Source organism: Serratia sp. (in: enterobacteria), from assembly GCF_052400455.1.
Taxonomy (GTDB): domain Bacteria; phylum Pseudomonadota; class Gammaproteobacteria; order Enterobacterales; family Enterobacteriaceae; genus Serratia; species Serratia ureilytica.
In genome coordinates, this window is record NZ_CP185812.1 from 927,110 (window position 1) to 951,554 (window position 24,445).

The window sequence follows — 24,445 nt, forward strand, 5'->3', positions numbered from 1 at the left end:
TTTTCTGTTAAAATTAAAAATTGAGCGATCGCTCAACACATGAGTGCATGCTATTTGAGCGTTTGCTCAAAGTCAATGGGAGAGGTTAAATGAAAGCTAAATCAGAGCTCATGAGAGAAAAAATATTAAATGGCGTCGTCGAGCTATTTATCGAAAAGGGCATTGAAAACGTCACTACGCGTGAGCTTACTGAGTATATTGGTGTCTCCAGAAGCCATATTTATCATTACTTTAAAGATTGGCAATCGTTGAGCATCGAAGCCGTTGCTAATTTCATGCGCAGCGAATTGGCAGAGTTTCGCACTATCATCACACCGCTACCAGCTATTCAGAAACTTCAAGAGTTCATTCATGGCATGATCTCAGAAGAACCTGACCCTACCAGAAAACTATATGGTTCGTTATGGTTACTTTCCACCCACAACGGAGCTTATGCCGAACAGATGCAATTCTTTTTAGAGGAATGGCACAAGGTATTAACTTATATCATTGACTCCGGTATAGAGGAGGGCGTTTTTCAGCGAGTCGATGTACACCGTACAGCACGACAACTGGATGCAATGCTGTTTGGCTACAGCGAACATTTGTTTACTTTGCCCTCTTCAGCTGCGTTATTACAGGCAAAAGAGGATATTGAAAGTTTTATAGAGAGAAATTTACTCATCGATAATATTAAGGTTCTATAAAGAAACTGGCGGCAGTTATTATTGAATGGTGTCGCCAGGTCTTGATTTTGTATTTTTATTAAAATCAATAATAAAATAATTATTATTTCAAAGCATCAAAGATCTGCCTAAACTTAACACGTTGCACCATTGCTTTTTATACTCCCATCTTGGATCTTCCATGCCTAACGAGTAGATTGTCTTAATATTTTTTTCTTTACCTGTCTTTTTCGCTAACTCTATGTTTTTATACATGAGGAGACTCCCCACACTATAGTTGGCAAAGGCTTGATCAACACCACCATTATGGCAGTCAAAAAAAATCCACTCTTTGCATTCGGCCTTAAATACAAGGTCATATGCGCAGGGTACCCCGTTAATCAACAGTACATGGCCAAACACCAGATGGCGTAACTCACTAAAGACGTCTAATAGAATCTCCTCTGAATAACATTCTAGCTTTTTACCCCATCTTTTTTTAAATAAAGAAATATAAATCTCTGATAACGCCTTGTCAGAAAATTTATCAATAGATAAACATTCCCCTCCGTTATTAATGAAGTATTCATATTCGGCTCGTCTTTTTTTATGGGTTTTCTTAGAAAAGTCATCCTTGACTACACAGGTTTTCCTTTTTAATTTCTGCCAATGAATACAATTGGAGAAGTCCCCTTTATGATGATGAGATAGCTGTTTTGTCTTAAATGGCATTAAGATTTTCCCACTGCCCTTTTTAAACGGGATGATGATATCATCAAAAAAAATAGGGTAATTATGCTTCTTAAGAGAAAGCTCATTATTTAGTGAAAAAGCAGCAGCTATAACATCACCTTTCCGTTTGTAAACATAAAAATCAGGGGGAGCAAGACGCTTACTCAAAAAGTCAACCACATCGGGATGCGTACACACGCTCCCGCCGAAAAGAGAGTATGTATAACCATACTCTTCCCTGGTAGATTTTTCCCAGCCTAAAATACGTGCTTTCATATCGGACTTACCGCTATCAAAAAATAAAATGTAACAAAATGAATTAAAACGGTAGTCAAACGAACGAGTAAAAGTGGTGGTACCTTGTAATTTCATAATAAAATCATGTGGTTGAATCGTGATATTCAAGGTGCGCAACAAAATATAAAGCTTGTAATAGTGTAATCGGGTATTCCATGAATTACAAAATAATCATTATCATAGCAATGAGCGTTTAAGAATTGCTAGACCTGTTTTTATAAAGGGCCATATTTTCTGCAATGGTAAGGCTTTATAAAAAATTAGATAAGTAACTATTTGGCTTGTTAATCGAGGATGCTATCGCGAGAGAATTAATGTTTTTTTCAAAAATAACTTCCTAACCTGGTCCCGTTCTTATTTTTTTTGTTCAATCAATAAGTTTCTTACCTAAACATCATCATGAAGAAACCAAATGATATACCGTAAACTTTGTGGATGAGGCCACATCATCCTATTCAGGCTTTCGCGTTCGATGCACCTTGCAGTGGACGACAAATCACGGTCATAGCCGCAGCGCTGCACAAGGGAAACAGTGCCAACAGCAGCCAGGGATAAATGGCCTGCGTTGAAGGTACCAGCGCCTTATCCAGCAACGGACCAAACAACAAATTACCGGTCAGCACCGCGAAGCCTCCGGCGGTGGCTAACGCGCCATAGTGCGCGCCAAGCGTCGACTCATCGGCGAACCGCGGGATCAGATCCTTAGCCGACGGCACCAGTAGCATCTGCCCTAACGTTAAAAGCGTGACCAGACAAGCCGAAGGCATTAACCGCAGCCAGCCAGCCAGCGGCGGTGTCGCGGCGAACATGGCCACACTCCCAAAAGCGGCAGACAGCAGCAAAAAACCCATCGGTAAGATTTTGATCGCTCCTACTCGCCGTGCGAAACGTGCAAGCGGAAGCTGGAGGGCAATGATCAGGACGGAAGCTAACATAAAAAGCGGGCCGAGATCTTTTTCGCTGCCGCCCGATCGCTGAATTTCAACCGGTAGCGCCAAATAGAGCTGGTTGTAGCTTAAAAGCCACGAACTGTAAGCGATGATAAAGGCGACGAAACGCGGCTGACGGAATGTCGTCCACCAGGGCACTCTTTCTAGCGCCCGCTCGCTGCGATGAGCGGCAGGAAGGCAGAAGTACAGCACCGCCAAGGCGACAACAAAGACCCCAGCCCCTGCAAGTGCCACCTGGCGGAAGCCGAGCCCTGTCAGCAGCGCGCCGACAACCGGGCCCAACACGGCGCCGAGTTCGCCGCACACGGCGAAAAGCGCGAACCACTCCGCGCGGCTGCGTTTTCCGTTTACCTCGCTGTGAGTGCCCGCTTTAGCCAACAGCGCTTCAATCGACGGTGAGAACAGTGCGCCGCCGATGCCGGTTAGGCAAGCCCCCAGAATAATGGGCCACAGGGATTGTCCAAGCGCCAGCAACAAATAGCCCGCAACGCGGATCATGCAGCCGCTCAGGATGACGACCTTTGCACCGTATCGGTCAGAAAGCGTGCCGCCCAAAATAAACATCCCTTGCTGCGAGAAGGTACGCAACCCGAGAATCAATCCGATAACGCCGCCGGAGAGCCGCATGTCGTCGCGCAAGAATATCGCCAGAAAAGGGACGACCGCGTAAAAGCCGATGTTGAAAACAAACTGGCTGCCCAGTAAAACGGGCGGCCGTAGCGTTGTGGCAGGACGAAGGGAGAAAAGAAACATGCCGCCGCATCCTAAACGATAAAATGGATGTGCTTTTTACCATGGAAGCGGGAGATCTCAATTTTCGTTTTCACCCTAAAGACGTCCCAGAGCAGTGCTTCCGACAAAATAGCCTCGGGGGTCCCGGTGGCGATGATTTGCCCGCCCTGCATCACAATCAGCGAATCACAGAACATCGCAGCGTGATTGAGATCGTGAATGGCCACAATGCTGGTGACGGGCAACTCGCTGATCAACTGCATGAGCTGCATTTGATGGTGAATGTCCAGATGGTTGGTCGGTTCATCCAGCAGGATCTCGCTGGGCGTCTGCGCCAGCGCACGGGCAATGTGCACCCGCTGGCGCTCCCCACCGGAGAGACTCAGCCAACCTTGAGCGCTTTTTTCCAGCATGTCCACTCTTTGCAGGGCGGCGGTGACGGTTTCATCATCGTGCGCGCTCCAGTTCGAAAAAGCGGAGTGATGTGGAATACGCCCGAGTTTGACCACGTCGCGAACGCGCATGTTGGCCTCAGTCATGCCATGCTGCTCAACGAAAGCTACCCGGCGGGCAAGCCGCTTTTTGGCGATACGGGCAATGTCTTGCCCATCCAGCGTCACGCGGCCGGCATCCGGGCGCCGCAGGCCCGCTAGGATGCGCAAAAGCGAAGATTTACCGCAACCATTGGGGCCAAGCAGCCCCACGGTTTCACCGCGAGAAACGCTCAGCGAGACGCCATTGACGATGACCTTTTTACCTACCTTCCAGGTAATGTTGTCAGCGGATATGCTCATCACTTATTCCTTGAACGGTAAATAATCACGGCAAAGAAAGGCACCCCGACCAGCGCAGTCACCACGCCGACCGGCAGAGTTTGCGGCGCAATCAGCAGACGAGAGGCAATGTCGGCCAGCACCATCAGGATAGCCCCCGCCAACGCGCTGGCAATCAGCAACGTCCGGTGCAGCGGGCCAAAAAAGAAACGCATCACATGCGGAACCACCAGTCCCACAAAGCCGATAGAGCCCGCCATACTGACGATGGTCGCGGTGATGAGTGCGGTGACGGTAAAAAGAGTCAGACGCACCCAGGGCACCGCGATACCGAGCGATGCGGCGGCATCATCACCGAAAGTAAATGCATCCAATGCCCGGGAATAGTAAAGGCATACGGCAAGCCCTATCGCCACCACCGCCAGCACCAGCTGGAATTCAGGCCATCGCACGCCGCTGAAGCTGCCCAACAACCAGAACATCACATCACGCGCCTGCTGCGCGCTAGCCGACGTGCTGATGGTGTAAGCGGTAATCGCATTGAAGAGCTGGGAAGCCGCAACGCCTGCCAGAATAGTGCGTTCATTTCCGCCGCGCGCGCCGTTGGTCAGAAAAGCGACAAAGGCAAAAGCGGCAAATGCCCCGGCAAAAGCACCCGCAGAAAGAGAGACGCCTCCGGTGCCTATGCCCATAACCACAACGGAAACCGCTCCCGTCGATGCCCCGGCAGAAACGCCGAGTACATAAGGCTCGGCCAGCGCATTCTTCAGCAAGCTTTGCAAAACGGCGCCGCAAATGGCTAACCCTGCGCCGCTGCATGCTGCCACCAGTGCACGGCTCAGACGGAAGTCCCAAATCACGCTTTCCTGGATTCGGCTGAGCGGCATTTCAGTCAGCCCCATTTTATTACTGATGGCATAAAAGACGCTTTGCAGCGGGATCGAAAGCTCCCCCACGCTCACGCCAATCGCGATCACCAGGAATAACAGCACCATGGCGAGCAAGATCGTGAAGCTCCGAAACAGCCCCTTGCGAGGCTGAAGAACGGCGGTCGTCATCAGTTCAGTCCCAGTTTTCTGAGTTGTTCGCCCACCTGTTCCGCACCGTAGAGCGTCCTGATTGTCGGGTTCATCGCCTGGCCGTCCATCACCACGATATGACCTTTTTTCACTGCGTCCAGTTGGCTGACGGCCGGGTCGCTTTTTAGGAATTTGATTTTTTCCGCCGCGTTGTCCAGCGCCCAACGATTACGATCCAGACTGGAGACCACGATTACATCCGGATTCGCCGCGATAATGCTTTCCCAACTTACCGTCGGCCACTCTGTCTCGGAAGTGATGGCGTTGTGTCCGCCCAGCACATTGGCGATAAATCCGGATGCGCTGTTTTTCCCCCCTACATAGGCGTCAGCTGAAGGGGATGAGCTCGAGAACCAAAAGACAAAGGAGAGATCCTGTTTGTTTTTACCGAACTCCCGGCGCAGGTTCGCCTCACGCTTTTTGAAATCGGCAATAACGGCCCGGCCGCGATCTTCAACGTTAAAAATGTTGGCGAGATCGGCAATTTCTTTATAGAGATAGGCCATATCCCACAACTTCTGCCGGCTGCCATACATGTCGCCGATGGCTTTTTTGGTGGCGCACATGCCCGGTGACACATAGCTGTTCACGCCCAGGGTCACCAGATCTTCACGTTTGGCGACCTTGCTTTCAGGCCCCAGCAACAGCGGTAATTGAGCAGCTACGAAGTCTGGATTCTGTGCAAGCACAGATTCAAGCGTAGGGATTTCTACCGTCAGCGTCTTGATTTTTGCATTCTGTTCAGCCAACTGCGGCAAGACTTTGGTCGGCCAAAATGCACTGGCGATTACCTTGTTTTGCAGGTTCAGCAGGAGCAAAATCTCAACGGTATTTTGCCCCAGCGCCACCACGCGTTCAGGTGCTTGGGAAAATGTCTCTTTATACCCACAGTTTTCGATGGTTAAAGGATAGGTGGTTGCCAGAGCAGAACTGACCGAGGCAAACGCTATACCCAACGCGCAGATGACCTTTTTCATTAGCTATCCTTCATTAAAATCGTTTTCGAAAATCCGGGGTGTTTTTTGAATGAAAATGAAACTCATTACTGAGGCGGGGTTTTATACAATGGCCTATATAGGGTGTCAATGAGAGATGGTACCCGCGCGTTATCATTGACGTGTGCAAGTACATGTGCATGAGTATGCAACCATATTGTACATATGGCTCAAGGTGGTGATCATGGTGTACATAGCAATGCTAAAGCATCCCATCGGCGGAAAACGGCCAATATCATGACTACAAGTACTCTTAAAACGGGTTAAACCTGTTTTTGCTTGAAGTTCATACTGTTTACCCCTCAGTGTACTGTGGCACATAGTGATACGGTAACTGTGCATTTGTTAATTTATTGAATTAAAATAAGAAAATCGATAATGAATAGTGCGCACAGTTTTCCTATAAATCTTTTATGCGCCAGGTTAAGCATCGGAGTTGTTTTAACTTAGATGCTACGGGACGGTGTAGGGACGATTGTATATATAAGTGTATATTTGGGTGTATTTTTAATTAAATTTTATTTAAAACAGTGTGTTATGTTTTTATTTCATTCCTATTATCGGCACCATCTCCTCTCCATACTCCCTCTGCTTACCCTTTCTCCGGTTAAACAACCGTTTAATTAATCACTGTTATAATTACCCCTGTTGAGCCTTGATGGATGAATGTTTTCCTCCTCAAGCATTGCGATGCGGCGCTCTGTGGAGCGGCATCCGTTTTTAGGCATGCCGGTGGTTCGGTGAGAAGTTAGGAGAAGTGAACTATGAGCAGAAAAGACAAGCTCGCGGCGGCCCTGTTGGCCATCTTCCTGGGCGGACTGGGCATTCACAAGTTTTACTTAGGGATGAAGTGGTGGGGGCTGTTCTACCTGCTGTTCTGCTGGACGGGGATCCCATCGATTGTCGGCTTTATCGAAGGCATTATTTATCTGTTCCAATCGGAAGAGAAATTCAACCAGAAATACAATCCTGGTCTGATTTAAGGCTTTTCTGACGGCGCTTCCTGTTGCGGGAAGCGCCGTTTTTCATTCCGTTACTGTTTCTTCATCATCATCTTGCCGCGCATCTCTTTGCTCATCATTTTATTCGAGCTGGAGATCACACAGTTATATTGCTTGCCTTGGTTAATGATCATAAAGGTGCTGACCGGATTTTTAAAATCCTTGTCGATGGTGAAATAAATATAGGCCTGCGGTAGTGCAGCCGGTTTAAAGGCGCCGAAAGCATAGATATCCGCCAGGCCCAGCGCAGAGAGATCGACCGTCAGCTCCATGGGTTTCATGGAATCCGGTGATGGGAACATCGACTTGGCCGACATCATCATGGTGCTGCTGTTGATGGTGTAATCGGTTTTGACCTTCATGCCCATATATTTCGATTCCGGCATGGAAAGTTCTTTTTGGCAGGCGGCGTCGTGCTGCGGCGCCGGGCTGCCGTTTTCCATCACGGCGTGCACGTGTTCCAGCATCACTTCCGCGTTGCCGGTGGTAGGTTGTGCATCGGCCGCGTAAGCCGCGCCGCTGAAGGCGGCTACAGAGGTAAGGATAATGCCCGTAACGATTTTCATTGTCGGTCTCCGGAATGCTAATAATGATATTAATTGCGGTGTGTAGCCTATTGGCCTGATAAAACGCAAAGTGACCCGTTCCGTAGAGATAAAATATCTGCGGAATATTGCTGGAAAAGAGTTTTTCTTCCTTGCGGCAAGCAAGGCTGTGTTAATTTTTTAAGCGCCTTTCTGATTTTTTATTCGGTGTTTTTCCTGCATATAAATAGTATGTCTAAACATAGTCAATGTTTAGAATATGTACAAATTATTGCGATTTTTTTCTCTTTACGCTTTCTGTTTTTTAATCGAGCAATAAATATTTATTGAGATACAGAGAGTTATGTTTTTACGCTGGGACCACTCGGTAAAGCGTTATTTATGTGATCTTCATAGTCACAGAAATAACGCTGAAATTATTACCTTTCTATTTAACGGCTAATTATTCATGGCATAGGCTTCAACCCCACTAACCGCCTGAGCTAGAATCAGGCGGTTTTCTCTTCGAAAAGGATATCGCCATGGCCGCCTGGGCGCTTTTGATCGTCGGTTGGTTATTGATTTGGCAGGATCACCCGGTTTGGGGTGTGCTGTGCATCGCGCTGTTTGCCGCGCTGCAATGGGCGAAGCGCGCCGCTAAAAGCGGGCAAGAACCCGAAGAGGCGACAGAGTGGCGCAAGACCGACTGGCGTTCGCAGCCGATTGAGATGGCGCACGCCGGCGACAGCGACCGGCAGATTGGCGGCGTGGGGGAACTGGGCATGGGCGGCCCCAGCTTTTGGACGCTGCTGCTGCGCGACGGGGCGATTGTGCATGGCGCTTGCGCCGCGCCGCAGGACGTGGACGATGGCAAGCTGCGCCTGATACCGACCCGCAGCCGCGAGGGAGAGGAGCTGACGGTATACGAGCCCGCCGCCCGGGCGATGTATGCGCTGCCTGCGTTGACCGATCGCGAGCTGGGAGCCTTGGCCGCCGGTTCCGTTGAGGCGTTGGCGCGGCTGCGGGCGACGTGTCGGCAGGTGGAAGCCACGCCGTTGCACCTTGTGCGCGGTCTGTGGGTGCCGCAGTGGGTAGCGGATCCGGCGGATCGGCTGGAGATCACGTTGCCCAGCGGCCGCGTGCTGGCGGCGCGCTCGATGTTGCCGGCGGATCTGCGCCAGGCGGACGATCCTGCCGCGCTGCTGCACACGCCGCCTTATGAACTGTTGTTGGATAACAGGCCGACCGATCGCTTCGTGCGCGATCTCGAACGCGTGGCGGGATCCCCGTCGGGTGACGGTTTGAGCGTCGGCGGCTGCCAGTTCCGCGGCGAGCATATCGTCGATGGCCTATACCATCTCTACTTCGCCGGCGAGTGGTTCAGCCTGCTCTCTTATGCGCATAAACCGGCGGGAGGGCGCGGTTCGGACACCACCTTTTTCGTCGAGCGGGTCGAGCCGCAAGACGGCGGGGTGTTTGTGATTGAATGGGATGCCTACAGCGTGGGGCCAGGCGGGCGTGAGCCGCGCGTGCCGGCCCCGCCGGTATTGGTTATCGCGGTAAGTTGGCAGGAAACGCCGCTGCAGTTGCCAACGGCCAACAACCGCGTGACCGTGCGTTTGCCCAACGCCACGGCGTAAGGCTTAAGGCAGCACCCTGACCTCGCCGTTGTGCATGGTCAGCACCGCGATCGGGCTGCCGGAGAAGCACTCCCTAAAGATCCAGTCGCTAGGCCGAAACGCCGCCGCAGGCAGCCCGGCCTGCCACTCCTCCCACTGCGGGGTCGGCTTATCCGGCGGTAAAGAGAAAGAGACCAGCCAACCGGCTTCGCAGTGCACCGTTTGGCCGGTTGGACGGGTGAAGGTATGCGCACCTGCCAGCTCCATCACCGGCGGTAAAACCTCGAAGGCGATGATCGGCACGCCGGCCACGCTCTGCGGCTGAGGAAAGCGCACGGCGGTCACGCCGTTCATCGTGATGGGGCTGTCTTCGGTGCCGGGCTGGCGCGGCTCCTGCCGGTTTACCCAGCTGCCTTTCGGCAGGGTGATTTCACCGAACGGTTTTGCCGCCTCGAGCGTCAGGTAACTGCGCCGATTCCAGCGTTCTTCCGCCCGCTGGCTCTTGAGATCCTGAAGGGCAATGTCGATCAGCATCAGCGCGAACGCCACCGGGTAGATCGCCAGCGCCGAGGCCAACAGATAGCCGCCCCAGGAAAGCGGCGGGCGCGGGCGGCCGCAGCGGGCGGCGGCGTATCGCCAGCCCCACCAGGCGAGCAGGATGCCGGCGAGCAGCAGGGCCAATAACAGCGCCAGCAGGCCGGCGGCGCCGGCGCCATAACCTAACAGCATGGCAAGTTCCTTATGTTCATGGCGTGGTGGAGCGATAGCGAACGAAGTAGGGCAGCGCCGGGGTCTCCCCGTCATCGCCATAGTGGCTTTCCGGTTCGATCACGGTTTGGCGTGCGTCGTCGCGCCCGTTGTAGCGGTACTCCAACGGCTGTCGGTAGCGCACTTCGGATGAACGCAGATCGAAAATCAGCGAAAGGCGCGCATCGCCGTTATCCGTTTGGGCGACCAGCTTGTCGTTGCCCGCCCACAGCTGATACAGCGATTTATCGCCGTTTTCCAACAGCACCGCCAACTGCCCGTCGGATTGATAACGCAGAAGCTGATACAGTCCTCTGTCCAGCGTTTGGGCGATCAGGTAGATGCCGCCGTCCGGAGATTGCGCGCTTTCCTTGACGCGCACCGTTAGCCAATGCAGTTCGGCCACCTCGCCGGTTTTGCCGTTAACGGCAATGTGCAAGGCGCCGGAACCGAGCACCGGGTTCATCCAAAACAGCACGCGATCGCCATCAACGGCGGTAAAGATCTCGGGCATGGATTTGCGCTTACCGGAGGCGTAAGCCGTCGGTGACTCCTCCTCGCCGCGCTCAAAGCCCAGCAGCTGTCGCTCATCCAACAGCGCCGGCAGATCCAGCGTCTGCCGCCAATGGGCGCCAAAGTCCGGGCTGTAGAATACGCCTTCGGTGCTGATGAAATACAGCGCGCGCTTTCCCGACAGCGCCACCAGTTTGCCGCCGATAAAGGAAGGCAGATTGTCGTCGCCCTCCGGCCAGGGGATCAGCGCCCCGATGGTGCCCCGTTGCACATCGACCAGCCGGCGCCCTTTGGACAGAAAAAGCATGCACTCCTGCTCGACGCAAACCGCATCGTAGATTGATTCGTCGAGTTGCCCCAGCATCTGCAACCCCTTCGGGCCGGTGAATAACACCTGGCTGAGGTAGTTGGCCGCCCAGCCGTAGAAGCTGTTGTAGGCGCTGGTCTCACTTCTTTTACTGATGAGCAGCAGAGCGCCGTTCTGCGCCGGGTAGCTGTGGATGAGATCGTAACGGGCTATTGTCGGCAACGTCTCGTCGCTCTGGGTCCATTGCCACTGCGCATAGCGTTGTTCAGGGGCGAGGAAATAGACGCCCACCGCGCTGGCCAAAAACAGCGTCAGGATAATAAGGGGTCTTTTATAAAGCGCTAGCGTCATCATTTCAGCTCCGTCACCTGTTCCTGCCGCCATAGCCTGCGGCGCAGATTGCGCAGGTATTTGAACGTCTTAAACGTGCGGTGCTGCTCAAAAGCGTAGAGGCGGCAGATCTGGGCGAAGCCCTCGATCAGCAGCGCCAGGCCGCTGACCATCAGCATCATCAGCAGCAGAATCGGCGGCAACTCACTGCCGAGGCGCTTCAGGGTCCAGGCATCCAGGTAAAAGCCCGCTGGGGTATCGGCGTTATCCCACACGATCAGACCGAGCATCAAACACATCATGATCGCGCCCAGGATGAAAACGACACGCGCGCTCAGGTTAAGGCCGGCTTCGGTGAAGTAGCGATTGCCGCCGATGAGATAGGTCTGGCGGTCGCGATGATTGATGATCCCACGCACCGTAGGCAACTCGGGGACGGTGTCGTTCTCGCAGTACAACACCTGCAGCGGATCGCCCTTAGCGATGAAAAGCGGATGCTGCCGACGAAATACCGGATGCAGTTTGGTCGTAGGGACGTTGAGCGCGCGGGTCGTCACCGCGAAGTGCGTCTCGTTCTGACGCCACGCGTAAGTGTCCAAATACTGCACCTGCCGCGGGATCTCATAGTGGCGAAGTTCGTAGCTCAGGGCGTTGACCGTCTCGATGCCGGAGGCCTCGACGCCGTCAGGAAGGGGAAGTGCGGTCTGCAGCGGTGCGGTCGTCGGCACGGCGTCTTTGCGGACGGCCCGGTATCTGATGCCGGGGATTTTCAGGCTGAGCGAATCGGGCGGCGTGACGTCTTGCCCCAGCAGCACGCGATCCAGTGCCCTGAGCAGGCGCCTGCGGCCGCGATGCCCGATCAGCAAGAGCTCTGAACCGACGAACAGCACCATGCCGATGCCGATGAGGCCGGCGATGATGGCGATAAAGAACAGGACAATGGTCAGCCAGGAATCTTCCCGGTCCATGATGAAAAAGGCGGCCGGGAAGCCACCGGCCAACGCGGCGCCCAGCACCAGCAGGGCGAAGTATTTCAGCTTGTATTTCAGCGTTCTGTCGGGTTCCAGCCGGCCTTTCGTGCCGTGCAGCAGCCAGTGCAGCCAGTAGCTGCCGTCACGCAGGCGGTGAGCGCCAATCTTCACCCGATCGCCGGCGGCGAGCGTGGCCAGCAGATTTTCGCTGTCGCTGAAGTCATCACGGTAAAAAAAGAACGTCTGGCCGGAGGCGATGATCCTCACCAGGTTGTCGGGCGCCGTCTGCTGGCAGGCGCATTGTTCGACGGTCACATTAAAAAATTGGGTTTGCATGTCATTCCCTGTCAGCGGGCGTGGCCCGAAAAGTCATCCCTGGCGCCGGGTATTCAGCGTTTTTTCATCAATGGCAGCATGCGCACCAGCGCATTGTCCTTGACGATGTAGTGATGGAACAGCGCGGCGGCGGCATGCAGGCCGATCAGCCAGTAGCCGAATGAGGCCAGCGTTTTATGCCAGCCGATAATCATCCGCGCCTGCGGCCGATCGGCCACGTCGGTGAACGGCATCGACAGGCCGAACAGATACCACTCCTTGCCGCCCAGATAGCGCGAATACACCCCCAGCACTGGCAGCGTCAGCAGCAGCAGATAAATCAGGGTATGCGTCAGGTGCGCCATGCCGGTTTGCCACTTCGGCGGTTTGGGCGCAATGGCGGGCGAGGGGCGGCGCCAGCGCAGGAACAGGCGAGCTAGCATCAGCGCAAACACCGTTACGCCGCAGCTGAAGTGGGTGACAACCAGCGCGTACCAGGGGGCGCTGCCCGGTTCGGCAAAGCCCCGCAGCTCGATGGTGACGCAGGTGATGACCAGCAGGATCGCCACCAGCCAGTGCAGGCGAATTTGCCACGGCATATAGGTGTTCTGCACCGGGTTACCTTTTGATGTTAAAGGGTCTGTGCGCCGATGGTAACGAAATGTTACATCGGAGGAAAGCGCGTGCGCGCAATTTAGGCAAAACGCCAGGCTCAACTCACTTATTAAGCGATTGGTTTAGTGGGGTATGCGCCAGGCGGTAGAGGGGCATCGTAAGTTGAGAAGCTAATGGACGACAGTTTCAGAGGCTGGCAGCTTATTAAGCGATGACGCGGGTTGCGCCGCAGCCCTCGCTGCGGCGCCTGGGATCAGTTCAATTTGGCCTTGGCGAAATCGCTGCCGTTCACGTCCACCACGTAGCCGCTCAGGTTGCTGCGGGTGGCGTAGAATACTTTGCCGGTGGCCAGCGGCAGCCACGGCGCCTGTTTGGCGAAGATCACCTGCGCCTGTTGATACAGCTTGGCGCGCGCCTGCGGCTGGTTCTCTTGGATCGCCTGCTGGATCAGCCGGTCGTAATCCTTATCGCACCAGCGCGCCACGTTGGCGCCGCTCTGCACCCCGGCGCAGCCGAGCAGGGTGGCGAAGTTGTCCGGATCGCCGTTGTCCGATACCCAGCCGTACAGCGCGCTCTGCTGCTCGCCTTTGCGCAGCCCGGCCAGATACTGGCCCCACTCCCAGGTGACGATCTTGGCCTTCACGCCCACCTTCGCCCAGTCGCTCTGGATCATCTCGGCGATGCGCTTCGAGTTCGGGTTGTAAGGGCGCTGTACCGGCATCGACCAGATGTCGGTCTCAAAACCCTGCTCCAGCCCGGCTTGCTTCAGCAGCTCGCGCGCCTTCTGCGGATCGTAGGCGTATTCCGGCAGCTTGTCGTTGTAACCCAGCATGCCCGGCGGCAGCAGCGAATTGGCCGGTGTGCCGCTGTCTTTGAACACCGCGGCGACGATCGCTTTCTTGTCCACCGCGTAGCTCAGCGCCTGACGCACCAGCAGGTTGTCGAACGGTTTTTTCTGGGTGTTGAACGCCAGATAGCCGACGTTCAGCCCGGTAATGTCGTGCAGCTGCAGGTTGCCGTCGGCCTTGATGGCGGCGAACTGTTCCGGCAGCGGCGCGGGGATGATCTGGCATTCGTTGGTTTTCAGCTTGGCCAGCCGGGTCTGCGGATCCGGCGTGATGGAGAAGATGAGGTGCTTGCTGGCCACTTCACCCTGCCAGTAGTGCGGGTTGGCGATGTAGCGGATCAGCGAATCCTGCTTGTACTGCTGCAGCGCAAACGGCCCGGTGCCGATCGGCCAGTTGTCGACGTATTCCGGCGTGCCCTTTTTCAGCATCGCGTCGGCGTACTCGGCGGACAGGATCGAGGCGAAATCCATCGCCCAGTCGGCGACGAAGGCGGCGTTGGGCTGGCTCAGCGTGAAGCGCACGTGGTGCTCGTCCACCGCTTCCACCTTGGTGATCAGCTTATCCAGACCCATGTCGGTGAAGTATTCATAGTTGCCGCCGGAGACCTTGTGATACGGGTTGGCGGGATCCTTCTGCCGCATCACGGTGAACACCACGTCTTCGGCGTTGAAGTCGCGCGTCGGGGTGAAGTATTTGTTGCTGTTGAATTTTACCCCCTGGCGCAGGGTAAAGGTGTAGGTCTTGCCGTCCGGGCTGACGCTCCACTCGGTGGCCAGCGACGGGGCGGGCGTTTTATCGCTTTCGCGCAGCGTCACCAAGCGGTTGTACAGCACCTGCGAGGTGGCGATAAAGGTTGGCCCGGAGCTGGAGAGCTGCGGGTTGAACGATTCCGGCGAGGCGACGGTGCAGTACACCAGCGCATCGGAAGCGGCCAGCGCGCCGCCCGCCGACAGCAGGCCGCAACCGGCCAGCACCAGCGCGGCGATTGGGTGTTTTAAAAACGTCAAGGCAAGATCCTCAGGTGGAGTGGGCCGTTACCGGCGAATTGAATTAACTATAGATAACGGATGGCGAGACCGGGAACAAGCGTCTCACCTGCGCATTCTGTGCGCCGCGCGTTGCTTGCCAAACCGCTTTACTGGGTCTCGCGCTTGCGGTCGGCATCATAGCGCTCGCGAGCGGCGTCCAGCTCGGGGAAATGGTATTCCGCCCATCGGTCCAGCGCCGTCAGCGTCTCGACCAGCGAGCAGGCGACGGCGCTGAGCCGATATTCCACATGTGCCTGATTTTTTTCACTTAAATCCAGCCGCTCGAGCAGCCCGTTGCGTTCCAACTGGCGCAGCGTTTGTGTCAGCACCTTCTGCGAAATGCCGTCGATGCGGCGCAGCAGTTCGCCGTTGCGCATTGGCCGCTGCGCCAGCGCAGGCAGGATCAACATCACCCACTTGCCGGAAATCAGCGCCAGCGCATCGCGCGCGGAGCACTTGCTCGAATAGACGTCGCCGGGATAAGCCATTGGGGGTTACCTTCAGGTGCGTAATTGCCAAGGGTGCGATAAAGCCACAGCATAGCAGCACCACCTTACAACGGGAGAAACAGGATGAACGTGCTGATTGTGCTGGCTCACCCCGAGCCGCATTCCTTCAATGCCCATTTGGCCGAACAGGCGCGGCAGGCCTGCCTGGCGCAGGGGCATCAGGTGAAGACGGTCGATTTGTATCAGGAGGGATTTGATCCGCGCGAGGGCGCCGGCCATTACCCCAGCAGAAAGCAGGCGGACAGATTTGATGCGATGCAGGAGCAGCGCCATCACTGGACGACTCAGGCGCTGCCGGCGGAGATCCGGCGGCATATCGAGCTGCTGCACTGGGCGGATACGCTGGTGCTGCAGTTTCCTTTCTGGTGGTTCGGCGCGCCGGCCATCATCAAAGGCTGGATGGATCGGGTGTTCGTTTATGGCGGGATCTACGACAGCCGCCATCGCCATGAGAACGGCGTAATGCGCGGCAAACGGGCGCTGCTGACCGTCACCGCCGGCGCTTCCGCACAGGCCTGCGCGCCGAACGGGCGCGACGGCGATATGCGGCTGATGCTGTGGCCCATCATGCATGCGTTGCACTATATCGGCTTTAGCGTGCTGGAGCCGTTCCTGGTCTATGGCGTGCGCGGCGGGTTGGCGGGCGAGGCTCTGCAGGCGCAAAACGCCGCGTTGGCGCAGGTGACGCAGGCGTACCGGGACGGTTTGAAGGCGTTTTCCGCCTGGCCGGCGGTGCCGTTCAACCGCAATGAAGATTTTGACGCCGATCTGGCGCTGAAGCCCGGCGTGCCGGTGTACAGCCCGTTCGTGCGGCATTGCGATCCGGATTAGAATCCGGCGTTCAGCAGTTCCTCGCGCAAATCGTCGATAATCGCCGGTTCGATGTCGGGGAACTGCTGCTGAATATCGGCGATGGCTTCGGCCACGCTCGGGCCGGCGAAGGTGCCGGAGAAGGGCAGCAGCGGCAGGTTCGCGTCGCTGTCCGGCAGTTCGCCGCGGATGGTGCCGGTGATCATGCCCGCTTTTTTTTCCGCCGTGAGGTCGTACTCCCCCACGCTTTTGTCGATCGGTTTCATTGGCCGCCTCGCTGTCGGTGAGTGTTTACCCTGTCTGTTAAAGCATAGTGTTTCAGGCAATGAATACCAATCAATGTATATAATATTAATATAAAACAAGGCGATGCGCGTTTTGTCGTTTGACGTTCGCCGGGGGCTGGCGCTATGCTCTTGGCGCTAAAGGAACCTTCCTCACTGACAGGGACAGACGACATGAAAAGACTGAAAAGCGCGGCGCTGTTGTTGCCGCTGTTGGCGCTCAGCGCCTGCACCCATCACCTCAGCAGCGCCGAGCTGCATGCCAAGCACTACATTTATCAAACCCGCGACGATTTCGATCCGCAATTCCGCACCGATGTGAACGGCAGTATTAAGAACGCCGTGCCGATGTTCGAACAGTTCTACCAGCTGGGGAAAAAGGATCGCGCGGCAGGCGTGGCGCGCAGCGAGGCGCAGAAAAAGGCTGACTATCTGGCCAGCCCGGAATTCCAGCAGAACATGGAACACAAAACCATTTTCATCAACCGCACTTACAGCGGCTCCGACAACCCTAAACGCCGCCAGGTGTTCTCGCAGGAAGCGGTAGGCGCGTACTGGGACGGTTACGAAGGGCGCTGAACATAATTCCTCACAAATATACCCGTCATACTTGAAGCTGCATCTGTGTTGACTGCGAGCGCTCACCCCAGTCACTTACTTGAGTAAGCTCCTGGGGATTCCCGCTCTTGCCGCCGTGATGCAACTCCAATTATTTAGGGTATAGAAGGTAATAAAAACTGGTCTTCTGGCGGTTATTTGATTATAAAAACCGCCGCTAAGGACGATGTTCATAGATGAAACCAGGAGTGTTTATGTTGGCAAAAGTTAAGCGTTCGTTCGCCGCCGCCGTCGTATTGATGTTGGCGCTGCCCGCGGTTCAGGCCGCGGATTACCGCGCGGGCGAGCAATACACCCGGCTGGATAAGCCGGTGGCCGCCGCGCCGGCGGTGGTGGAGTTCTTCTCCTTCTACTGCGGCCCTTGTTATCAGTTCGCCGAAACTTACCGTGTGGGCAGCACCGTGGCGCAGGCGCTGCCCGCGGGCGAGAAGGTCACCAAATATCACGTCAGCCTGATGGGCAAACTGGGCAATGCGCTGACCGAAGCCTGGGCGGTGGCGACGGTGCTGGGCGTGGAAGACAAGATTGAAGGGGCGATGTTCGACACGGTGCAAAAACAGCGCGCCGTCAACAGCGCCGACGATATTCAGCGGGTGTTCACGGCGGCCGGCATCGATGCCGCCACCTATGAAAACGCGCGCCACAGCCTGCTGGTCAAAGGGTTGATCGCCAAGCAGAATGAAGCGGTGAAAGCGTTTGACGTGCGCGGCACCCCGTCGTTCTACGTGGCCGGCCAATACAAGATAGACAATGCCGGCATGGCCGCCACCAGTGTTGAAGGCTACGCCAAAGAGTACGCGGCGGTGGTGCGTTACCTGTTGGACAAACAGCCTTAAGGTGGTTATCCCTTCGGCACCCGATGATCTGTGATCGCGGTGCCAAATCCCCCGCTCGCCATTGATTGTGTGTTAACGGATTGTTATGGTGATTTTCTGTTCAACGGCGCAGCGACGCCGGCGTTTGAAGGGAGAGATCATGACGGCATTGGCAACGCTCCGCGACGCCGGCTTCGAAGAGTGGCTGGGCAAAATCAACACCGCCTGCGGCAGGTTCTGCGCGAAAACGCTGGGGCCGGGTTTCAGCGGGGCGATGCAGGAGTTCCGCGCCCATGCGCTGCGTCTGAGCGTGGTCGACGTGGCCCAGGCCCGGCTGTATCGCACGCCGCGTGACATCGCCCGCAGCGACGGCGCACACTTTTTTACCGTCTTCCAGCTGCGCGGCAGTGCGTTGATGGAGCAGGGAGATCGCCAAACGATGCTCTCTCCCGGCGACATGACGCTGATCGACGCCTCACAGCCCAGCAGCTTCACCTTCCAGCGCGATTCGCGCCAAATCTCCCTGTTGTTGCCGCGCGGCTGCCTGCCGCTGCCGCCGCCTTGCGCGCAGCGTCTGGGGGCGGAGCTGAGCGCGGTGCGCCTCAGCCGCCAGCTGGTGCTGAGCAGCATGCAGGATCCTCAGCTCGCCGCGGCGGAAAGCGAGGCGGTGCTGAATGCGCTGGCGGCGCTGCTGCGCCCGGCTCTGGCGCTCGAACAGGCGCGGCCGGAGGGGCAACACCCGGTCTTTGACAAGGCGCTGGCGCTCATCGACAGGCATATTCAGTCGGCGCAGTTGCGTCCTGAGTGGGTAGCGGACGAGCTGGGGGTATCGTTACGCAGCCTGTATCGGCTGTTCGCCCGTCAGGGGCTGGTGGTGGCGCAGTACATCAGGAACCGCAGGTTGGATCTGTGCGCGCAGGCGCTGCGCAGCGCCGCCGGGCAGGAAAAGCTGGCCGGCATTGGCCTTGACTGGGGCTTTGCCGATCACAGCCATTTCTCGACCGCTTTCAAGCAGCGTTTCGGCATGTCGCCGAGCGAGTACCGTCGGCAGTATCAGTAAGTCAGGGCGCGGGCCAGGCCCGCGCCGCTGCACTCAATAGCGGATGCAGACCGATTTCGACTCGGTGTAGGCATCCAGCCAATCCGGGCCGAAATCACGGCCGCTGCCCGACTGTTTGAACCCGCCGAACGGCATGTTCGGGTCGATCAACGTATGGGTGTTGACCCACACGGTGCCGGCCTGAATGCGCGGCGTAAACGCCATCGCCTTTTGCAGGCTGGTGGTCCACAGGCTGGCGGTCAGCCCGAAGTCGGTGTCGTTGGCTTTGCTCAGTGCCTCTTCGGCGCTCGCCACCCGGATCAGGTTGACCACCGGGCCGAACACTTCCTCGCGCGTCAGGTTCAGCCGGTCATCCGGGTTGATCACCAGCGTCGGCGGAATGTAGAAGCCGTTGGCGTCCGGTCCGGCCGCGCCGCCGATAAGCTCGGCGTTTTTCGCCCGGGCGTCGTCCAGGTAGGCCGCCACCTTGTTGCGGTGCGCGAGCGACACCAGCGGGTTGATTTGCGCCCCGGTATCCATCCCCGGCCCGACCGACAGCGATTTCACCGCCTGTTCGAATCCGGCCACCAACCGATCGTAAATCGGCGCTTCGATATAAATTCGCGAGCTGGCGGCACACACCTGCCCCTGGTTGAGGAAGCTGCCGAGCATCAGGCCTTCGATCACCTGCTGCGGATCGGCATCTTGCAGCACGATGGCCGGGTTTTTACCGCCCAGCTCCAGCGTCACGCGGGTCAGGCGATCCGCCGCCGCGCGCGCGATGCTTTTGCCCACCGGCGTGGAGCCGGTAAAGCTGACTTTGGCGATCAGCGGATGTTCGGTCAGCGCCTTGCCGCACACGGTGCCGCGCCCGGTGACCACGTTGAACACGCCCGGCGGCACGCCGGCTTCGCTCGCCAGTTCGGCGATGCGCAGCAGGGTGAGCGGGGTGGTTTCCGACGGCTTGATGACGATGGAGCAGCCCGCCGCCAGCGCCGGCATCACTTTCCACATGCCGATCATCAGCGGGAAGTTCCAGGGCACGATGCCGGCGACGACGCCGATCGGTTCTTTGCGGGTATAAACCTGATATTTGGCGCCCGGCGGCATCGGAATGGACACGTCCAGCGTCTGACCGGTGATTTTGGTCGCCAGCCCGGCGGTGTAACGCATCCAGTTCAGGGTGCTGCCGACTTCGAAAGCGCGGGCGATGTTGATGGATTTACCCTGCTCCAGGGTTTCGAGCTGCGCCAGCTCTTCGGCGTGCTGCTCCACCAGATCGGCGAAGCGCAGCAGGATGCGTTCGCGCTCGACCGGCAGACACTGCGCCCAGACGCCTTCGCTGAAGGCTTTGTGGGCGGACTCCACCGCCTGCGCCACGTCGTGTTCGTTGGCGTCGGCAGTGGTGGCGATTTGCTGCCCATTGGCGGGGTTATACACCGCCAGGCGGCCTTCCGCGGCGGACGCGCGCCACTGGCCGTCGATATACAGCCCATGCTGACGATCGAGAAAACGCGACACGCTATCCAGCACGGCTACGGTATTGTCAGACATACATCCTCCGATCAGATTCATCAGGTTATCGTTAACCCTGAGAGTCTAGATCAGCGGTAAAGCGGCGGCTTTGCTCTGCCTGACATTCGATTTGTCCTGCGTGTCATTTTGCCGTGACGGAACAGTAAACTGCGGCCGGCGGGCGCCGGCCGGGAAGGATTACGAACTCAGGGTCGCCAGACGGGTGGCGAAACCGAGGAACAGCAGGCCGATCAGGCCGTTGCCGAGCTTCGCCAGGCCTTTCTTGTGGTTGAAGAAATGCGCCAGCATCGCGCCGGAGAAGATCAGCGTGCTCATGTAGATAAAGCTGACGGCTTCGAGGATCAGCGCCAGAATGGTGAACGACAGCCCGGTGTGCGCGTAGTTGAAATCGATGAACTGCACGAAGAACGACACGTAAAACAGAATAGCTTTCGGGTTGGTCAGGCTCAGCGTCAGCGATTTACGCAGAATGCTGTGGCCACCTTCAATTTGCTGCTGTTGCGCCTGCGCCTTCTGCACGAAGGTGGCGTAGAGGATTTTTGCGCCAAGGAACAGCAGGTAAATCGCGCCGAGAAAACGCACCAGGGTAAACAGGAACGGCGTGGTGCGGATCAGCGAAGCCACGCCGATATAGGCGCAAAAGATCAGGATCGCATCGCCGATAAACACGCCCAGCGCCGCGGTATAGCCGGCGCGCACGCCGCGCGATATGCCGGTTTTCAGCACGTACAGCGTATTCGGCCCCGGCAGAATGATGATGAAGACCACCCCGGCCAAATAGGTCCATAAATTCAGGACGCCAAAACTCTCTAACACAATAACCTCTCCATGCGCGCAACTAACAGGCAGAAACACTGGCCACGCCCGTGGCCGGCCGCGATCCTAACGCCGTGCAACCGGGTTGGCAACGTAATAAACTTCATGTTGTTGGTTAAAAATTGTCGAAAGATTGTTGAAAACGTCGGCGACGAATTAAAAAGCAAGAGTCGGCGTGTTTCGCCAACGGCCCGTCACTATGCTGGTTAACATCGAAACCGCAGTGAGGAACGGATGATGAAAAACGTAATCGACAGCGCCGATCCGCGCTGGCTGGCGATTGTCAGCCGCGACAAGCACGCCGACGGCCGCTTTATCTACGCGGTGAAAACCACCGGCGTGTATTGCTCGCCTTCCTGCCCGTCACGCCAACCGAATCGGCAAAACGTGGAGCTGTTTGACGACGCGGAGCAGGCGGAGGCGGCGGGCTATCGGCCCTGCAAACGCTGCCGGCAGGGGCTGACGCCGCTGACGGAACAGCATGCGCGGCAGATAGCTGAGGCCTGCCGCTATATCGAGCAGGCGGAAAAAGCGCCGTCGCTGCAGACGCTGGCGCGCCACGTCGGGTTGAGCCAATACCATTTCCACCGGCTGTTCAAAGCGATCACCGGCCTGACGCCGAAAGGCTACGCCGACGCGCAGCGCAGCCAACGCTTACGCGCCGGTCTTACGCAGCGGGAAACGGTGACCGACGCGATCTTCGACGCCGGTTATGGCGCCAACGGCCGCTTCTACCAGCAGGCCAACGCCGCGCTGGGCATGACGCCGAAGGCCTATCGGGCGGGCGGCAAAGGCATGCGCATCCATTTCGCCGTCGGGCGCTGTTCGCTGGGCGAGATCCTGGCGGCCCAGAGCGAGGTGGGCATCTGCGCCATTCTGCTGGGGGACGATGCGCAGCAGCTGGTGCAGGATCTGCAGGACAAATTCCCCAACGCCGAGCTGATCGGCGGCGACGCGCAGTATGAAGCGCTGATGGCGCAGGTGGTGGGCCTGATTGAAGCGCCGGAGAACGGGTTGGCGCTGCCGCTGGATATTCGTGGCACCGCGTTTCAACAGCGGGTCTGGCGGGCGCTGCAGGCGATACCGGTCGGCGAAACCGTCAGCTATGCCGATATCGCTTGGCGCATTGGGGCGCCCAAAGCGGTGCGCGCGGTAGCCGGCGCCTGCGCCGCCAACATGCTGGCGGTGGCGATCCCCTGCCACCGGGTGGTGCGCAACGACGGCACGTTGTCCGGCTACCGCTGGGGCGTCGATCGCAAGAAAGCGTTGCTGGAAAAAGAGGCGCAGCGATGAGCGGCTCGCTGGCGACCCGGCTGGCCGAATTGGACTGGGCGGCAATTGAACGTGAACTCGATGCGCAGGGCTGCGCGCGTCTGCCGGGCGTGCTCAGCCAAGAGCTGTGCCGCGAGCTTTCGGCGCTTTACCCGCAGGATGCGCATTTTCGCAGCCGCATCGTGATGGCGAAGCACGGTTTTGGCCGCGGCGAGTACCGCTATTTCGCCTATCCGCTGCCGCCGCCGGTGGCCGAAGCGCGCAGCCTGATGTATGCGCGGCTGGCGCCGGTGGCCAACCGTTGGAACGCCTTGTTGGGGCTGGCGGCGTGCTATCCCGCCGCACATGAAACCTACCTGGCGGAATGCCACCGGGCCGGCCAGCGGCGGCCGACGCCGCTGCTGTTGCGCTACGAAACGGGGGATTACAACTGTCTGCATCAGGACCTGTACGGCGAGCGGGTGTTTCCGCTGCAGGTGGCGTTTCTGCTCTCCGCCCCCGAGCAGGACTTCACCGGCGGCGAATTTGTGCTGACCGAACAGCGGCCGCGGATGCAGAGCCGGGCAGAGGTGGTGCCATTGCAGCAGGGCGACGCGGTGGTGTTCGCCGTGCATCACCGGCCGGTGGCGGGGGCGAAAGGCTGTTATCGGGTCAATCTGCGCCACGGCGTCAGCCGAATACGCGCCGGCCAACGCCACACGCTGGGGATTATCTTTCACGACGCGCTATAGCTTGCGCGCCAGCAGGGTGGCGAAGCGCAGCGAGATGCGGTTGCCGGCGGCGTCGGTCTTGTGCAGTTGGCCGACGTCTTCGTTGTATTTGAGGATCTCCCAGCCGCGATAATAATGCTTCAGCTCACCCGGCCGGAAGGTAAACGGGAACGGCAGCGGGCAGGGATAATCCTCGGTATCCATCGCCGCCACGATCAGGTTATGGCCGCCGCGCACGGTGCTGTCCTGCATGTCTTGCACGATATGCGGGATCTGCTGCCGTTCGAGGAACATCAAGACCACGGTGGACAGGATAAAGTCGTATTCGCCGCTGAAGCGGTGGGTGTTGAGATCCTGCACCCCGGCGCTCAGGCGGGTTAATTGCTCGGCGTCGACGATCTGGTTGAGGCGGGCTATCGACGGCGCATGCTTGTCCCAGGCGGTGACATCGAAACCTTTCAGATTGAGGTAGAGCGAATTGCGCCCGCCGCCGCAGCCCAGATCCAGCGCCTTGCCCGGCGCGATGCGCGCCGCCGCCTCAACCACTTCCGAGTGAGTGCGCGTCAGTTCGTATTTCTTGTGGTAGTAATCTTCCGGCGTGCAGTAAAACGCCAGCCGGCAGGTCATGTCGCCCGAAAAGGAAACGATGCGATGCCACTGTTGGGGGGCGATAAACGGCGGCTGGCTTTCAGGGCTAAACTGCCAGGTCTCGGTGGTGGCGCCGTCTTCGGTCATCATGGCGAACGTCAGGCTGCCGCTCAGCACGGTGAGCTTCGCCCAGGTGCCGCTCTGGGTGTTGTGGCGCTGACGAAAGGCTTCCGGCAGCGTTTCGCTGTTCCATTCCGGCAGGGTTTTATAGCAAAGCAACTGCTGCTCCATAGGGGGCTCCTCTGGCTGGGCAAGCAAAGTGATTTATATGATGCATATAAAATACATTTTTATCGATCGTTTGAACATAGCAGCCTGAAGGAAAGGCGCGGCGAGATCTTTATACTGGATTGTGCGCGGCGGCTGGG

25 protein-coding genes are annotated in these 24,445 nt (G+C 57.3%); 9 read left to right on the forward strand and 16 right to left on the reverse strand.

Features of this window, described 5'->3' with window-relative positions; genetic code table 11:
* Positions 1-89 precede the first annotated feature (89 nt).
* On the forward strand, positions 90-686 hold the full coding sequence (locus ACORQT_RS04370) for a TetR/AcrR family transcriptional regulator (RefSeq protein ID WP_444859324.1): 597 nt from the start codon (positions 90-92) through the stop codon (positions 684-686).
* Between the two features lie 87 nt (positions 687-773).
* Here ACORQT_RS04370 and ACORQT_RS04375 read toward each other — a convergent pair whose 3' ends face one another.
* The 5 genes from ACORQT_RS04375 to ACORQT_RS04395 form a co-directional block, all read right to left on the reverse strand.
* Positions 774-1,748 (reverse strand): hypothetical protein, encoded by a 975-nt coding sequence (locus tag ACORQT_RS04375; RefSeq protein WP_089191226.1) that lies wholly within the window; start codon positions 1,746-1,748, stop codon positions 774-776.
* Between the two features lie 380 nt (positions 1,749-2,128).
* A complete protein-coding gene (locus ACORQT_RS04380) occupies positions 2,129-3,376 on the reverse strand; it encodes an MDR family MFS transporter (protein ID WP_048326490.1) in 1,248 nt (415 codons plus the stop codon).
* Positions 3,377-3,387: 11 nt separating this feature from the next.
* On the reverse strand, positions 3,388-4,149 hold the full coding sequence (locus tag ACORQT_RS04385) for an ABC transporter ATP-binding protein (RefSeq protein ID WP_048326492.1): 762 nt from the start codon (positions 4,147-4,149) through the stop codon (positions 3,388-3,390).
* On the reverse strand, positions 4,149-5,186 hold the full coding sequence (locus tag ACORQT_RS04390; RefSeq protein WP_197752387.1) for a FecCD family ABC transporter permease: 1,038 nt from the start codon (positions 5,184-5,186) through the stop codon (positions 4,149-4,151). Before ACORQT_RS04390 ends, ACORQT_RS04385 begins: the two co-directional genes overlap by 1 nt.
* Positions 5,186-6,184, reverse strand: a complete 999-nt coding sequence (locus tag ACORQT_RS04395) for an ABC transporter substrate-binding protein (protein WP_164057971.1) — start codon at positions 6,182-6,184, stop codon at positions 5,186-5,188. Before ACORQT_RS04395 ends, ACORQT_RS04390 begins: the two co-directional genes overlap by 1 nt.
* 782 nt (positions 6,185-6,966) lie before the next feature.
* Here ACORQT_RS04395 and ACORQT_RS04400 point away from each other — a divergent pair.
* Positions 6,967-7,185, forward strand: coding sequence for a TM2 domain-containing protein (locus ACORQT_RS04400; RefSeq protein ID WP_033641985.1), 219 nt, complete (start codon positions 6,967-6,969; stop codon positions 7,183-7,185).
* A gap of 50 nt (positions 7,186-7,235) precedes the next feature.
* Here ACORQT_RS04400 and ACORQT_RS04405 read toward each other — a convergent pair whose 3' ends face one another.
* On the reverse strand, positions 7,236-7,769 hold the full coding sequence (locus ACORQT_RS04405; RefSeq protein ID WP_046688312.1) for a hypothetical protein: 534 nt from the start codon (positions 7,767-7,769) through the stop codon (positions 7,236-7,238).
* A gap of 500 nt (positions 7,770-8,269) precedes the next feature.
* Here ACORQT_RS04405 and ACORQT_RS04410 point away from each other — a divergent pair, with 500 nt between their 5' ends.
* Entirely contained in the window at positions 8,270-9,367 is a 1,098-nt protein-coding gene (locus tag ACORQT_RS04410) for a hypothetical protein (protein WP_147838753.1), read from the forward strand.
* Positions 9,368-9,370: 3 nt separating this feature from the next.
* Here ACORQT_RS04410 and ACORQT_RS04415 read toward each other — a convergent pair whose 3' ends face one another.
* The 6 genes from ACORQT_RS04415 to ACORQT_RS04440 form a co-directional block, all read right to left on the reverse strand.
* A complete protein-coding gene (locus tag ACORQT_RS04415) occupies positions 9,371-10,075 on the reverse strand; it encodes a hypothetical protein (RefSeq protein WP_046688314.1) in 705 nt (234 codons plus the stop codon).
* Positions 10,076-10,091: 16 nt separating this feature from the next.
* Entirely contained in the window at positions 10,092-11,267 is a 1,176-nt protein-coding gene (locus ACORQT_RS04420; RefSeq protein WP_444859325.1) for a hypothetical protein, read from the reverse strand.
* Entirely contained in the window at positions 11,264-12,550 is a 1,287-nt protein-coding gene (locus ACORQT_RS04425) for a hypothetical protein (protein ID WP_047025792.1), read from the reverse strand. The genes ACORQT_RS04420 and ACORQT_RS04425 overlap by 4 nt, the downstream gene beginning before the upstream one ends.
* Before the next feature lie 53 nt (positions 12,551-12,603).
* Positions 12,604-13,128 (reverse strand): cytochrome b561, encoded by a 525-nt coding sequence (gene cybB, locus ACORQT_RS04430; protein WP_147880973.1) that lies wholly within the window; start codon positions 13,126-13,128, stop codon positions 12,604-12,606.
* Positions 13,129-13,397: 269 nt separating this feature from the next.
* Positions 13,398-14,999: an ABC transporter substrate-binding protein gene (locus ACORQT_RS04435; RefSeq protein ID WP_033641991.1), complete on the reverse strand. Its 1,602-nt coding sequence runs from the start codon at positions 14,997-14,999 to the stop codon at positions 13,398-13,400.
* A 128-nt stretch (positions 15,000-15,127) separates the two neighbouring features.
* Positions 15,128-15,508: a winged helix-turn-helix transcriptional regulator gene (locus tag ACORQT_RS04440; protein WP_122016484.1), complete on the reverse strand. Its 381-nt coding sequence runs from the start codon at positions 15,506-15,508 to the stop codon at positions 15,128-15,130.
* Positions 15,509-15,592: 84 nt separating this feature from the next.
* On the opposite strand from ACORQT_RS04440, the gene ACORQT_RS04445 reads away from it, so the two are divergent.
* The gene (locus ACORQT_RS04445) at positions 15,593-16,360 is read left to right on the forward strand and encodes an NAD(P)H-dependent oxidoreductase (protein WP_164057399.1); all 768 of its coding nucleotides are present in this window, start codon (positions 15,593-15,595) and stop codon (positions 16,358-16,360) included.
* On the opposite strand, the gene ACORQT_RS04450 is transcribed toward ACORQT_RS04445, so the two are convergent.
* On the reverse strand, positions 16,357-16,605 hold the full coding sequence (locus tag ACORQT_RS04450) for a hypothetical protein (RefSeq protein WP_164057398.1): 249 nt from the start codon (positions 16,603-16,605) through the stop codon (positions 16,357-16,359). The two genes, ACORQT_RS04445 and ACORQT_RS04450, sit on opposite strands and share 4 nt — an antisense overlap.
* Before the next feature lie 192 nt (positions 16,606-16,797).
* On the opposite strand from ACORQT_RS04450, the gene ACORQT_RS04455 reads away from it, so the two are divergent.
* The 3 genes from ACORQT_RS04455 (at position 16,798) to feaR (ending at position 19,116) form a co-directional block, all read left to right on the forward strand.
* Positions 16,798-17,202: an Exc2 family lipoprotein gene (locus tag ACORQT_RS04455; RefSeq protein WP_033651039.1), complete on the forward strand. Its 405-nt coding sequence runs from the start codon at positions 16,798-16,800 to the stop codon at positions 17,200-17,202.
* A gap of 233 nt (positions 17,203-17,435) precedes the next feature.
* The gene (locus ACORQT_RS04460) at positions 17,436-18,077 is read left to right on the forward strand and encodes a DsbA family protein (protein ID WP_444859326.1); all 642 of its coding nucleotides are present in this window, start codon (positions 17,436-17,438) and stop codon (positions 18,075-18,077) included.
* A gap of 139 nt (positions 18,078-18,216) precedes the next feature.
* Positions 18,217-19,116: a transcriptional regulator FeaR gene (gene feaR, locus ACORQT_RS04465; protein WP_444859327.1), complete on the forward strand. Its 900-nt coding sequence runs from the start codon at positions 18,217-18,219 to the stop codon at positions 19,114-19,116.
* A gap of 33 nt (positions 19,117-19,149) precedes the next feature.
* On the opposite strand, the gene ACORQT_RS04470 is transcribed toward feaR, so the two are convergent.
* Positions 19,150-20,649: an aldehyde dehydrogenase family protein gene (locus tag ACORQT_RS04470; RefSeq protein WP_444859328.1), complete on the reverse strand. Its 1,500-nt coding sequence runs from the start codon at positions 20,647-20,649 to the stop codon at positions 19,150-19,152.
* Positions 20,650-20,808: 159 nt separating this feature from the next.
* Positions 20,809-21,447 carry a leucine efflux protein LeuE gene (leuE, locus tag ACORQT_RS04475; RefSeq protein WP_004940625.1) on the reverse strand — a complete coding sequence of 213 codons (639 nt, stop codon included), beginning with the start codon at positions 21,445-21,447 and terminating at the stop codon, positions 20,809-20,811.
* A gap of 237 nt (positions 21,448-21,684) precedes the next feature.
* On the opposite strand from leuE, the gene ada reads away from it, so the two are divergent.
* Together ada and ACORQT_RS04485 are read left to right on the forward strand one after the other, a co-directional pair.
* Positions 21,685-22,740, forward strand: coding sequence for a bifunctional DNA-binding transcriptional regulator/O6-methylguanine-DNA methyltransferase Ada (gene ada, locus ACORQT_RS04480; protein ID WP_033651042.1), 1,056 nt, complete (start codon positions 21,685-21,687; stop codon positions 22,738-22,740).
* On the forward strand, positions 22,737-23,450 hold the full coding sequence (locus ACORQT_RS04485; RefSeq protein WP_033651043.1) for a 2OG-Fe(II) oxygenase: 714 nt from the start codon (positions 22,737-22,739) through the stop codon (positions 23,448-23,450). The genes ada and ACORQT_RS04485 overlap by 4 nt, the downstream gene beginning before the upstream one ends.
* Here ACORQT_RS04485 and tehB read toward each other — a convergent pair.
* Positions 23,445-24,308 (reverse strand): SAM-dependent methyltransferase TehB, encoded by an 864-nt coding sequence (gene tehB, locus ACORQT_RS04490; RefSeq protein ID WP_033651044.1) that lies wholly within the window; start codon positions 24,306-24,308, stop codon positions 23,445-23,447. The genes ACORQT_RS04485 and tehB overlap by 6 nt on opposite strands.
* Between the last annotated feature and the right edge of the window lie 137 nt (positions 24,309-24,445).

Coding starts and splice junctions, on each gene's coding strand:
- ACORQT_RS04370 (WP_444859324.1), top strand. CDS start 90: ATGAAAGCTAAATCAGAGCTCATGAGAGAAAAAATATTAAATGGCGTC.
- ACORQT_RS04375 (WP_089191226.1), bottom strand. CDS start 1,748: ATGAAATTACAAGGTACCACCACTTTTACTCGTTCGTTTGACTACCGT.
- ACORQT_RS04380 (WP_048326490.1), bottom strand. CDS start 3,376: ATGTTTCTTTTCTCCCTTCGTCCTGCCACAACGCTACGGCCGCCCGTT.
- ACORQT_RS04385 (WP_048326492.1), bottom strand. CDS start 4,149: ATGAGCATATCCGCTGACAACATTACCTGGAAGGTAGGTAAAAAGGTC.
- ACORQT_RS04390 (WP_197752387.1), bottom strand. CDS start 5,186: ATGACGACCGCCGTTCTTCAGCCTCGCAAGGGGCTGTTTCGGAGCTTC.
- ACORQT_RS04395 (WP_164057971.1), bottom strand. CDS start 6,184: ATGAAAAAGGTCATCTGCGCGTTGGGTATAGCGTTTGCCTCGGTCAGT.
- ACORQT_RS04400 (WP_033641985.1), top strand. CDS start 6,967: ATGAGCAGAAAAGACAAGCTCGCGGCGGCCCTGTTGGCCATCTTCCTG.
- ACORQT_RS04405 (WP_046688312.1), bottom strand. CDS start 7,769: ATGAAAATCGTTACGGGCATTATCCTTACCTCTGTAGCCGCCTTCAGC.
- ACORQT_RS04410 (WP_147838753.1), top strand. CDS start 8,270: ATGGCCGCCTGGGCGCTTTTGATCGTCGGTTGGTTATTGATTTGGCAG.
- ACORQT_RS04415 (WP_046688314.1), bottom strand. CDS start 10,075: ATGCTGTTAGGTTATGGCGCCGGCGCCGCCGGCCTGCTGGCGCTGTTA.
- ACORQT_RS04420 (WP_444859325.1), bottom strand. CDS start 11,267: ATGATGACGCTAGCGCTTTATAAAAGACCCCTTATTATCCTGACGCTG.
- ACORQT_RS04425 (WP_047025792.1), bottom strand. CDS start 12,550: ATGCAAACCCAATTTTTTAATGTGACCGTCGAACAATGCGCCTGCCAG.
- cybB (WP_147880973.1), bottom strand. CDS start 13,128: ATGCCGTGGCAAATTCGCCTGCACTGGCTGGTGGCGATCCTGCTGGTC.
- ACORQT_RS04440 (WP_122016484.1), bottom strand. CDS start 15,508: ATGGCTTATCCCGGCGACGTCTATTCGAGCAAGTGCTCCGCGCGCGAT.
- ACORQT_RS04445 (WP_164057399.1), top strand. CDS start 15,593: ATGAACGTGCTGATTGTGCTGGCTCACCCCGAGCCGCATTCCTTCAAT.
- ACORQT_RS04450 (WP_164057398.1), bottom strand. CDS start 16,605: ATGAAACCGATCGACAAAAGCGTGGGGGAGTACGACCTCACGGCGGAA.
- ACORQT_RS04455 (WP_033651039.1), top strand. CDS start 16,798: ATGAAAAGACTGAAAAGCGCGGCGCTGTTGTTGCCGCTGTTGGCGCTC.
- ACORQT_RS04460 (WP_444859326.1), top strand. CDS start 17,436: ATGTTGGCAAAAGTTAAGCGTTCGTTCGCCGCCGCCGTCGTATTGATG.
- feaR (WP_444859327.1), top strand. CDS start 18,217: ATGACGGCATTGGCAACGCTCCGCGACGCCGGCTTCGAAGAGTGGCTG.
- ACORQT_RS04470 (WP_444859328.1), bottom strand. CDS start 20,649: ATGTCTGACAATACCGTAGCCGTGCTGGATAGCGTGTCGCGTTTTCTC.
- ada (WP_033651042.1), top strand. CDS start 21,685: ATGAAAAACGTAATCGACAGCGCCGATCCGCGCTGGCTGGCGATTGTC.
- ACORQT_RS04485 (WP_033651043.1), top strand. CDS start 22,737: ATGAGCGGCTCGCTGGCGACCCGGCTGGCCGAATTGGACTGGGCGGCA.
- tehB (WP_033651044.1), bottom strand. CDS start 24,308: ATGGAGCAGCAGTTGCTTTGCTATAAAACCCTGCCGGAATGGAACAGC.